This window comes from Paenibacillus sp. ALE2 (assembly GCF_054113385.1).
Genome location: NZ_CM134213.1, coordinates 5,636,442 through 5,648,496 on the forward strand (window position 1 = coordinate 5,636,442; position 12,055 = coordinate 5,648,496).

A 12,055-nucleotide genomic window follows, 5' to 3' on the forward strand; every position below is an offset into this window, starting at 1 on the left:
ATACGGCTTCCCGCATTTCCTGCTACTTTCTCAATTCCGCTCCAAAAGTTTGTTCTAGAGACGTAACGACAGGAGAATGCGCCGCATTAATCTCTTCATCCGTCAACGTATGCTCCCAATGACGATAGGTCAGGGAAATAGCCACGCTCTTCTTGTCTTCACCAAGCTTGCTGCCTGTAAATACATCAAACACCCGTGCATCCTGCAACAGTTCTCCGCCTGCAGCGTGAATAACACGAAGCAGTTCACCTGCCTCAACGTCTTTATTCACCACGAGGGCAATGTCACGTTCCACGGACGGGAAGCGAGCCAGCTCTCTGAACTGAATATGGGAGTTTGCGTGCTCAACGAGCTGTTGCAACGCGATTTCAGCTACATACGTATCGTTCAGCCCATAGGACTGTTGCAGTTCAGGATGAATCTGCCCAACTGTACCGATCCGTTGGGAGTTTCCGTTCACATCCAGCCATACCGAAGCGGAACGTCCTGGGTGGTAGCTTTGCGGCTGGTCAGCCACATAGCGAATGCTGGCACTTAGTCCAAAATAGTCGAACACTGTTTCAAGCGCACCTTTAATATCAAAGAAGTCGACCTTTTCGGCTCCGATGTTCCATTGTTTTTCACGGCGCACTCCAGTCAGCAGCAGACTCAGCACTTGAATTTCCTGCGGCTGGCGGGTTAATGTTTGCTCTTCTGTATAGAATACAGTTCCCATCTCAAAAATCGCCAGGTTATCTTGCTTCCGATTCATGTTGTACACCGCTGTATCCAGCATTTGCGGAATGATGCTTGTACGCAATACACTACGGTCTTCGCTCATAGGCATAGCCAAACGTACCGGATGGCTGCCTTCTGTCAGAGCATTAAATAAAGCTGTGCTTTGCGGATGAACAAAAGAGTAACTGATCGTCTCCTGCCAGCCACCATGAGCCAGCAATCTGCGCAAGGAACGACGCAGGGACTGCGATGCCGTCAAAGCTCCTGGAGTTGTAGGTCCCTCAATCGGCGTGGTTGGGATATTGTCATAGCCATACATACGTGCCACTTCTTCGATTAAGTCCACATCAATGGTAATATCTCCACGGCGTGTAGGTACTTCAACTTCCAGCACCCCTTGTTCTGCATCGCCACATCCAAAATGAAGTCTACCAAGAATCGTCTTCACCTCAAGCAGGGACAGTTCGGTTCCCAAATATCGGTTTATTTTATCTAGCGACAGCTTGATAATGTGGTTTTTAGCTTTTGCAGAAGCAGACTCTACGATGCCCTGGTGTACAGTGCCCCCTGCATAACGCTGAATCAGCGCAGCTGCACGATTTACAGCAGGTATAACAGCTCCTGGATCAACCTCTTTTTCAAAACGCAGACTTGCTTCCGAGCGCAGTCCCAGTTGACGTGATGTTTTGCGAACGGTACCGCCGTCAAACTTCGCAGATTCCAACGCAATGCTAATCGTCGCATCCGTAACCTCAGAGTTGGCTCCACCCATCACACCTGCCAATGCAATCGGCTTTACACCGTCTGTGATCAACAGCATATGTGGTTCCAGCTTACGCTCCTGATCGTCAAGTGTAATCAAAGTTTCGCCTGTACGAGCAAGTCGCACCTCAATATTTCCATTTTCCAGCTTATCCGCATCAAAAGCATGCAACGGCTGACCATATTCCAGCATAACGTAGTTCGTAATATCTACGATATTGTTTATCGGACGAACACCTGCCGCCATCAGACGGTTTTGAATCCATAACGGTGAAGGGCCCACTTTAACACCTGTGATATAACGCGCTGCATAGTGTGTGCACAGTTCAGGAGTATCTACCTTAACGGACAAGTGATCTGCCGCAGCATCGCTAATTTCCACCAGATCCTTAGCAGGGTCAGCGAGCGAAATGTCACGTCCTAGAATGGCACTTACTTCATATGCAGCTCCATGCATGCTCAGGCAATCCGAGCGGTTGGGTGTCAAATCAAAATCCAGCACTTGATCATCCAGAGCAAGCAGCTTCGTAATTGGCGTACCAATTTCAGCATCCTCTGGCAGCACCAAAATGCCTTCCTGCAATTCTTTTGGCAATAGCTTATCATTCATGCCCAGTTCTTTGGCCGAGCAGATCATGCCCATGGACACAACACCACGCAGCTTGGCCTTTTTAATATGGAAATCTCCTGGTAGCTTGGCACCTACAACTGCAACAGGAACCTTTTGACCTGCATCCACGTTCTTGGCACCACACACAATTTGCAAGTCTTCTCCCTGACCCGCATCGACAATACACACATTCAGCTTATCCGCATCCGGGTGCTTTTCCTTGCTTTTGACATAGCCTACAACGACGCCAGTAATTCCTTGGTTACGATGTTCAACTTCATCAATTTCAATGCCCGAACGGGTGATTTTTTCTGCTAGCTCCTCCGCACTCACTTGATCCAGTGATACATACTCGGACAGCCACTCGAATGATACTTTCATATGGGTTCACTTCCCTTGATATAGTTGTTTATTGACGCGCAAACTGCTTCAAGAACGACAGATCGCTGTTATAAAAATGGCGAATATCGTCAATGCCGTATTTCAAAATGGCTATCCGTTCTACACCCATACCGAATGCAAAGCCACTGTACACCTCGGGATCAAAACCACCCATTTCCAGCACTTTCGGATGCACCATACCACAGCCCAAAATTTCAATCCACACGCGTTCGCCGTTTTTCTTCACAAAAGTCACGTCTACTTCAGCACTTGGCTCGGTGAACGGAAAGAAGCTTGGGCGCAAGCGGATTTCGGTCGATTCCCCGAACATTTCGCGTGCAAATTGCAGCAAGGTTCCTTTCAAATCACTCATACGAATGTCTTTTCCAATCACAAGGCCTTCAATTTGGTGGAATTGGAAGGAATGCGTTGCATCGTCATCATCACGTCGGAATACCGTACCCGGACAAATCACCTTAATAGGCGTTTCACCCTTCATCGCCTCCATCGCGCGAATCTGAACTGGTGACGTATGAGTACGCATCAACAGATCCTCGGTCAGGTAAAATGAATCCTGCATATCACGTGCCGGGTGGTTTTTAGGCAGATTCAATGCTTCGAAGTTATAATAATCGGTCTCTGCCTGCGGTCCCTCAGCCACTCGATATCCCATACCTGTAAAAATATCTTCGATTTGCTCGATCACTTTGTTAAGTGGGTGGAGCCCGCCTTGCGGCATTGCGCGTCCAGGCAACGTAACGTCGATTTTTTCTGCTTGCAGGCGCTCATTCGTTTCTGCTTTCGTGAACTCGTCCTGCTTACGGTTAACGACCTCTTCAATCGCCTCACGCACCTCATTGGCTACCTGGCCAACAACTGGACGCTCTTCCGCACTCAGCTTGCCCATACCGCGCAAAATTTCGGTCAGTGCACCCTTTTTACCCGAATATTTAACTCGTAGATCAGCCAGCTCCTTGGGTGTTTCCACCTTCTCCAATACTTCCAGTGCTTCTTCCTTCAAGGCCAGCAAATGTTCCTTCATTTGGATGGTTTCGCTCATCGCCTGTTCAGTCCCCTTTCTTCATATCCAGCTTTTCAGACAACAAAAAAAGGTCTTTTCTCCCGAAAAGGGACGAAAAGACCGTGGTACCACCCTCGTTAGACAATGAAGTTCAGCTACCCGATGCGTTGCCTTGTGGCAATCAGTACGGGGGTTCATTCATGCTATGCATCATCATCTCGCTCTGCACGTTGTAACGGTCGTGAACCGGTATCCCCTACTTGCACAACCGCCATTTACATGACGCTTGAGGTTCAAGGAACTGCTCCGGAGCGAACTTCAACAGCCCAATATTTGCAGAAACGCTCTCAATCCTACGGCGCTTCCTCCCTGTTCAATCGGACACTGCCTACTCTTCTCCATCAAGACATTTTCTAAATACGAACTATTGTTCATTATTATATGCAAACTACTGCACTTTGGCAAGCAGCGCCTATATTTCATTCCTTCAGATATCGGGATCATTCAACTGATCCAGCTTGGCACGAATGCGCCTGATATCGCTCAAGAGCTCCTCATTTGCTTCACTCGTCCCCGTCATTCCCATCAGTTCGGTAAGACGCAGCTGTAATCGAAGACGTTCCTCCCGCTCTCTCTGATCCTTTGGCTCTCGGATGCTTCTCCGTTCATCTTCTTGTTTTTCGTCGGCCGTCCCCTCGTAGATTTCATATCCGCCCCCCGGCTGCATATCGAGTCATCGAGTTGCCGTACAACGCACCAGCTCCCAGTCATGCGAGACGAGTACCAACGCCCCATCATATCGGCGTAAAGAATCCTCTACAATTTCACGGGTTTCAATGTCAAAGTAATTCGTCGGTTCATCCAGCACCAGCAGATTGGCTCCACTAAAGTACAGACGCAGAAAAGCTACCCTGCATTTTTCTCCCATACTGAGCGTTCCGATCCTTTTGAATACGTCCTCTTTGGCAAATAGAAAACAGCCCAGCACCGTTCTCGCTTCTGTTTGGGTCATGGTTGGGAGCGCAAGCAGACTGTCGAGCAACGTCTGATCCTCTGGAAGCTGCTCCAGCTCCTGTGAAAAATATCCGATGTTCAACTGTGGGTTGGCTGTAATTGTCCCCATCTGCGGTTCGAGCTGACCTGTTAATAACCGAAGCAGCGTGGTTTTGCCAATTCCATTGGGTCCCCGAACAGCCAAACGTTCCCCACGTGCAACGTTCAGATTTAGATTTTTCACAATGACATGGTCGTCGTAGCTAAAGTCAACCTGTTCAGTACGCAGCAAATATTTAGCCTGAAAACCGCTATCACTTAATTTCATGTGCAAAGACGGAGCTTCACGTGGTTGTTCTACCCTGTTAGCCTCCAGTCGCTCCAGTTCCTTCTCTTTCGCATGATAACGGGAGATATTTTTTTTAGCCTTGGCCTTATAGAAGCTCTGTGTAATAGCCACTTCGACTTTGGATGCGCTACGATGTGCCTGGTGAAACCATTCCCTGTAATTTCGAATCGTTTCCTCCAGCGCCTGTCTCGCCAGTTCCTGCTTCCGATAGCTCGCCTCCTGCTCTCGTTGTTCCCGCTCCTTTTGTGCTTTATATTCCTTATAACCGCCTTTATAGCGACCAATACCTGTGGATGTAAGCTCAACTATACTCGTAGCCACCTGATCCAAAAAGGCTCTGTCATGCGATACAAACAGCAGTGTTCCAGAATACGAGGACAGCCACTGCTCCAGCCAGAGCAAGCTTTCGGCATCCAAATGGTTGGTTGGCTCATCCAGCACCAGCAACTTCGGCTGCCTTACCATCAGTCCAGCCAGTCGTACTCTTGTCTTCTGTCCACCACTTAGATCACTATAAGCAATGGACCACGTCTGTGCAGGCATCCCCATTCGGGTGAGCGCCTTTTCCACCTCAGACTCCCAGGCAAAGCCTTGCAGACGCTCATATTCATCCATCAGCTCGCCGTAACGCTCCAGATGATGCTCCATGTCCTTTTCAGGATCGGCTAGATCAGCTTCCAGCTGTCCCAACTCTTGCTTGAGATCCCAGTGCTTAGGGCTGGCCTGCTGTGCGGTCTCCAGTGCGGTTCGAGACCCATCCACCGTATCCTGTTGCTTCAGCCAGCCGTGCTCTTCCAGCGGCAAATCATACTCTACTTGACCGGAGGTTGGCGCTTCATCTCCCAGCAATATTCGTAGCAACGTCGTTTTACCGGCCCCATTTCTTCCAAACAACGCGAGCCGTTCTCCTTCCGTCACGTCCAACGACACATTCTCAAATAAAGATGTCCCGTTCCATTCCTTGACTATATTGCGAACCCGTAAAATGGTTTTCATACCACGATCATCCTTTCCCAGTCCGGTTTTTATACCGGAAGCAATAAAAAAAGCCGCAGAAGGCTGCGGCTTGCATACAGGAATATAGAATGACTGTTATGAATGGTTTCAGAACATACACCTATGAAAAATAACACCGCGAACGAAAAAGAAAATCTCGTTACGGATCTTCAACGCATACGTCCCTACTTTCATTTCAGACACACTTCTCCCGTTGCAGCTTGCAGCCGCCTGCCAGTAACGTGCAGTTAAGTGGGAAAATCAGTGTGCTTACTTCATCGGACGTATGGTTACCTTCCTTTTCATGGGATACTTACTTGCAGTCAGTATAGCAGACCACAGCATATTTTCCAATACCCGCTTTATTTTCCAAATACCAACGTTGTATTGGACGAACCTGCATACTTAGTTACAAATTCTTTAGTATATTCAGGGGTTTGAACTTGATAACTGTAGTTCTTGCTCGGATTCCATCGGGTCACAGGCGATTTTTGGTTGGTGATGGCTGGAAAACTACCTACATCTTTAAATTCACCATTGGCTTTATCATCCAGAATACCACCCTTTTCACTACCTTTTCCAAAATAATTATTTTCGGAATAAATTCGTGCATTGGTTGCTATTGTGTAAGCCAACTGAAAATTATTAATATAATTATTTTTCACATGGAAATATCCATATCTCATCAGACCTGGACCGCGTACAAGTAAGTTTTCAAAATAATTATTAGCAATTGTAATATGCGGCATGCCATCATAATTTTTATTGCTGTCATCTGGATAACCCAGAATAAGGCCATATTTATGATTAGCAAATTTGGAGTTGCTAATGGTTACATAATCAGCCGATTGCCCTATGTACAAAAGCTTGTCCAGATCCGAGCCATTTGCATTATAATTATGACCTGCAAAAGTAACATGATCAATCCAATAATTTGTGCCCGCAGTAAGATATAGCTGGATATCATCATTGCCATTAATGCTGGCGCTGTGCTCAAAAGTTAAATTTTGAAAGATCACATTTCCCGAGTTAGCTGTTGTTTTCAAATGAATATTGATTAGCTTATTTTGCGCATAAGAGCCGATTAGCGATTTGTTGGAACCAATATTGATCACGATTTTAGAAGAAGCAGAAATATTCTTTTCGATGACCAGAATTTTAGGTGTTGAGTCCCCTAGCTGATTTTTCAATTCGTTTAGATTATTGATATAGATGACCTGACCATTTTTGCCCCCTGTTGTAGCAGGCTTTGAAGCTCCCGTTTCGCTTTTAGCCTGTCCAGCAAAACCAATCATGCCATTCGTCGACGTATTTGGGAAATCAGTCGCAGCGAACGTAGCACTTGCTGAAAAAGTAAAAAACACAAAGGCTAAAGCTAAAAGAAAAGAGATTTTTCTCATCGCAGCTACACCATCCTTTTTTTATATTAAATTCCAATTACGAGACTATACTTTTTTCGCAAAATGGTAAATAGTTCTTTTTATCTGTTTATTTATAGCATATAAGAAAAATATTTAATATTGTATTATTTATCAGCGTGAAAATAGTTCGCAGGAACGCAAAAAGCCGGGATCCCCCATTGGTATCCCGGCTAAAATATATTCTTATTGCAAACAAAATAAAAACCCTTGAGTCACAAGGGTTTCGAAATTTTAAAAATCGTAAGCGGGTGATGGGAATCGAACCCACGCTATCAGCTTGGAAGGCTGAAGTTCTACCATTGAACTACACCCGCATTATATAACATCTTGATTCTTATGTATGACATGCACAAACCTTTGTCAACTAACTGAATCAGGATGGTATTTAGTATAACTTACCTTTTTGTAAAATGCAAGCATACTAGACGCCATCCTGAGCCAGCCAATTCACAGGTTTACGTAAAAACAATTTTTCAAAAACTTCTGCCGGAATGGGACGGCTAAAATAATACCCCTGACCTTCATGACAATCCTGCGCCTGCAAAAATTGAAGCTGCTCCTCATTCTCCACCCCTTCAGCCGTAACCTTCAGCTTCAAATGGTGAGCCATAGAGGCAATGGTAGATACAATGGCCGCATTTTTGCTGTCAACCAGTACCTCATTTACAAAGGACCGGTCAATTTTCAGACGATCAATCGGAAGATTTTTCAAATAATGCAATGAGCTATAACCCGTTCCAAAATCATCAATACTGATTGCAACACCAATAGCTTTTATTTTTTTCAACTGTTCAAAGGCCCGGTCCTTATCAAAAGTCATACTCTCGGTAATCTCCAGCTCTAAATAGCGTGCCTCCAGTCCCGTATCGGACAAAATGCCCCGAATGACATCAACCAGCTTTTTTTGCTGGAATTGGCGCATGGATAAATTGACCGAAATCGGAATCGATGGATACCCCAGCTCCTGCCACTGCTTATTTTGGAGACATGCCTCACGCAACACCCATTCCCCCAAGGGCACGATCAGGCCACTTTCTTCAGCTACTGGAATAAAATCACCAGGCATCACCATCCCGCGATGAGGATGATTCCAACGCACCAGCGCTTCCAAACTCGTTAGCTCGCCACTTTGCAGGTGGACACGTGGCTGATACACCAATGAAAATTCTTCATTTTCAAGCGCACGCCGCAAATCATTCTCCAACTGGAGTCTTTCATGCGCTCGCATCTGCATCGCACTAGCATACCGCTGAAAATTCACCCCTTGCTCCTTGGCACTATGTACAGCAGTATCCGCCTGTTGAATAAGTTGTTCGCTCTGATTCGCATCCGACGGGTACAAAGCTATGCCAACGCTCACCATCACATGATAAGACTCCCCATTAATATCAAACGGCTGATCGAACAGCTTCACCATATCATCAATACGATTTCTCATGACATCTGAATCTTCGTAGCCCATTAGAAGAAAGGCAAATTCATCTCCACCCATGCTAAAGACCGCTTCCCCTTCGCGGCAAAAATGCCCCAAGCGTTCGCCTACCGCATACAGCAAATAATTGCCTGCCGTATGCCCAAGCGAATCATTAATCGCTTTGAAACGATCAATATTTAGCACTAAAAGCGCTACTGTCTCATCAGATTTCAATGAATGGCGCAATATTTTATCCAGGCGCTGGGAAAGACGTCGCCGATTGGGGAGGCCTGTTATATCATCGTTATAAGCAATATGATTAAATTCAGATTCTGCCGCCTGTTTTTCCCGATAAGGAACCAGAACCATAAGCCGGACCAGACCGCTCAACAAATTATAAAACGCAATCACGTTAGTCAAAAGTCCTATAAGATGATTGATATCACTCATTTGCTCAGCAAATAAATAGAACAACTGGCTCACAACACACAGCCCAATCCCACGAACCATAAGCAACATGCCCAATTCCGCGGGGCGAACTTTCCGATATTTTCGTACTCCAAAAATAAATGTGAGTACCAGCAGTAACATGACAACCAGATTCAACGTCCAGCCCAGGTTACCTAATTCGTACCGTATACGTAGATCCGGCAAGCCTGCATCATATGCCTTTATAACTCCTAGAATCAGCAACGTGCAGCCTATCCCTGCCCACAAAGCCACTGTCTTGTATTCTGACTTCGTCTTTCTAAATGGAAGGGAACAAACGAATAAGAGCATGACCGAGGTAAAGGCACGATTTACAAACAGCAGCCACAACGAAATGCCCGGAGACAAAGCAAAGTCCGTCAGGCTTACGAAACTAAACGAAACGATATGAACAAGATAAAGCAGACCAGCCACCAAAAACGTTGGGGCAATAAGAAGTCTCTGCCAGGTTAACTGTTCCAGCAATACGGACCAGGATTGATAAAAAATAGAAAAACAAATCGCCGCACAGGCAAATCCTATAATCGGATATACCAAGAAAAATACATTATAGGAGTATATTTTATTCAAAGTTACGTGAAATAATTGCACTAAGACAAATAAAACTATGGCGGCAATTCCAATGCCTATCGTTTTTTTTACTTCCAGCCGTATATTCATTCAGCCTCTTCAGCCCCCTGCATATCGGAGATTCCGATCATCTAAGACGTTTGACAGCTTTGGAAGCCGTTGTTTAAGTCTATAGTATCAAAAAAAATGTTGTATTCTGGTATATAATAGCATTTAATCTGTGAAAGGTGAATCATTTTTTTGTTCTATATTCATGAATTTATTTTCGCATTTATGCAAATGCACATGCTTACAGTACCAAAAAAGCGCATCATCTTTTCAGATCATGCGCTTCAGATGACATTTTTCAAATAGGTGATACCTATACCCCAACGCTGCACACCACAACAGAAATAGTATGTACAGGACCCCTCTGCGAAAATCTCATCATATTAGACTACAGGAAGTGTGATTTTAAATTGTGTACCGCTTCCATGTTTACTGTCTACATGAATGAAGCCTCCGTGATTTTTGATAATACGATAGCTCACAGCCAATCCCAAGCCGGTTCCACTTTCTTTTGTTGTAAAAAAAGGATCGAATAAACGCGCCAATGTATTGTGATCCATACCTAAGCCGTTATCCTCAATGCAAATGTGCACATAAGATCCCTCAAGCACGGTGTGGATATCAATGCATCCCTCTCGTTCCCCGCTGATGCTTTCAATGGCATCCATCGCATTTTTAATCATATTGAGGATAACCTGCTTAATCTGCTTCACGTCAATGGAAACCTTCATGAGCTCATCATTTTCATCCAGTACGATCTGGCAGCCCTTCATCAACGCCTCGCTTTCTGTCAGCATCACTACTTCTTTCAACAGTCCCATCACAGATACAGCCGTTTTTTGTGGAGCAGAAGGCTTGGACGAATTTAAAAACTCATAAATAATGTCGTTCGCACGATCAATCTCGGTTAAAATAATACGGGCATACTCGTCCCTGCCCAACTCCACCAAGTGCGGCCGAAGCAATTGAATAAAACCCCGGATTGCAGTAAGCGGGTTACGGATTTCATGGGCGATAGAGGCCGAAATACGTCCCAGCATCGCCAGCTTGTCGTTTTGATACGCCGTTTGCTCAATCTGCTTATAATCCGACACATCCTTTACACTAAACAAAAAATCGCCATCCATCTGATCACCGTAGGTCACTGTTATCAACCAATGCCGACCATACTCATCAATCAACTCATGATAGCGCTTTCTATGAAAGATAGTTTCTTTATAAATCCGCATAATTTTCTTCTTCTTAAACCGACTTAACTCAGGATGATGCAAAATTTGCATCAGGTTGCGACCCGCGAGCGAACTACGTGGTAGCTCCAGTAATCTCGCCATTTGCACGTTAATAAAGGTCAGTACCCCGTCACTGTCAAACAGCATGATACCACTATCCAGGTTCTCCAGTACATTTTCATACTTATTATTGGCGATCTGTGTGGAAGGGCAAGCTCCCACGGTATCAAGCAAGGCTTCTTGGAATTCACTGATCATGCCAGGCTTCCCCCTTGTATCGGAATGATAAACTGGCCGTATCGGACGTGTAATATTCTTGAAGAAGAGAAAGGTATCTATCGATTACCCTTCAAATGGTGTAGAAAACAGTTTCAATCAACTCCGACCATTTTTTTCGATTCGAGTCTTATTTTATGATAGACAAGATTAAGGATCACAGTCAATCGGAAAAAGTGTCGAATCCACATTTTTATCTTATTTTCTTTCGTCATAATATCTGCGCAACATTACCAAAATAAAAAAATAAGTTAAAAATAAGCGCCCTACACACCAAAGAAGCTCTCCAGATTTGAGAGCTTCTTTGGTGTGTAGGATGTCAACTGCCGCTCTTATTATGTTGAAGCCGGGATCGTCTTTGACTCATAACAGCCAGTCTTCTCTTAAGCTCTCCCTGCCATTTCTCATCGTTCATTTGTTTGGCTACCGTCAATAAATCCAGCGACATGTCAATTTGGCGCTTCACAATTTCAACTGCATCTTCACTCTCACGATTTACACAATTTTCAAATATCGTATCATCGTCTTCCATGACATAATCCTGAAAATCAATCTCGGATGCCCCATCTCCATGTGCATACTCAGCCAAAATTTCATACTCATTTTCGACTTTATAATGAACTTCAATGCGACGACATACCGGGCAAAACAGCAAAGGAACATTATGGACTTGGGTGCGGTAATGCTTCAGCGTTCCCTTGGTTCCTACCATGCTTGCTCCACAGCAATAACTCATCCGGGCTCAGCCTCCTCTGAACAAAACCTGTTCTGCCTTGTTT

General features: G+C 45.0%; 6 protein-coding genes, 1 tRNA gene and 1 pseudogene. All 8 read right to left on the reverse strand.

What is annotated here, in order from left to right; genetic code table 11:
• Positions 1 to 22 precede the first annotated feature (22 nt).
• The 8 genes and pseudogenes from pheT to ACXHJ1_RS24465 all read right to left on the reverse strand — a co-directional run bounded on the left by pheT (position 23) and on the right by ACXHJ1_RS24465 (position 12,012).
• Complete coding sequence (pheT, locus tag ACXHJ1_RS24430) at positions 23 to 2,470, reverse strand: phenylalanine--tRNA ligase subunit beta (protein WP_107733932.1); 2,448 nt, start codon at positions 2,468 to 2,470, stop codon at positions 23 to 25.
• A gap of 28 nt (positions 2,471 to 2,498) precedes the next feature.
• The gene (gene pheS / locus ACXHJ1_RS24435) at positions 2,499 to 3,530 is read right to left on the reverse strand and encodes a phenylalanine--tRNA ligase subunit alpha (RefSeq protein WP_016820540.1); all 1,032 of its coding nucleotides are present in this window, start codon (positions 3,528 to 3,530) and stop codon (positions 2,499 to 2,501) included.
• A gap of 448 nt (positions 3,531 to 3,978) precedes the next feature.
• Positions 3,979 to 5,829, reverse strand: a pseudogene (gene abc-f, locus ACXHJ1_RS24440) (ribosomal protection-like ABC-F family protein).
• A 362-nt stretch (positions 5,830 to 6,191) separates the two neighbouring features.
• Entirely contained in the window at positions 6,192 to 7,229 is a 1,038-nt protein-coding gene (locus ACXHJ1_RS24445; protein ID WP_031463156.1) for a pectate lyase family protein, read from the reverse strand.
• Positions 7,230 to 7,493: 264 nt separating this feature from the next.
• Positions 7,494 to 7,564 (reverse strand) — tRNA-Gly (locus ACXHJ1_RS24450).
• A gap of 107 nt (positions 7,565 to 7,671) precedes the next feature.
• Positions 7,672 to 9,813: a bifunctional diguanylate cyclase/phosphodiesterase gene (locus tag ACXHJ1_RS24455; protein WP_019686643.1), complete on the reverse strand. Its 2,142-nt coding sequence runs from the start codon at positions 9,811 to 9,813 to the stop codon at positions 7,672 to 7,674.
• A 341-nt stretch (positions 9,814 to 10,154) separates the two neighbouring features.
• Positions 10,155 to 11,258 carry an ATP-binding protein gene (locus ACXHJ1_RS24460; RefSeq protein WP_019686642.1) on the reverse strand — a complete coding sequence of 368 codons (1,104 nt, stop codon included), beginning with the start codon at positions 11,256 to 11,258 and terminating at the stop codon, positions 10,155 to 10,157.
• A 337-nt stretch (positions 11,259 to 11,595) separates the two neighbouring features.
• Positions 11,596 to 12,012, reverse strand: coding sequence for a hypothetical protein (locus ACXHJ1_RS24465; RefSeq protein ID WP_016820546.1), 417 nt, complete (start codon positions 12,010 to 12,012; stop codon positions 11,596 to 11,598).
• Positions 12,013 to 12,055 lie beyond the last annotated feature (43 nt).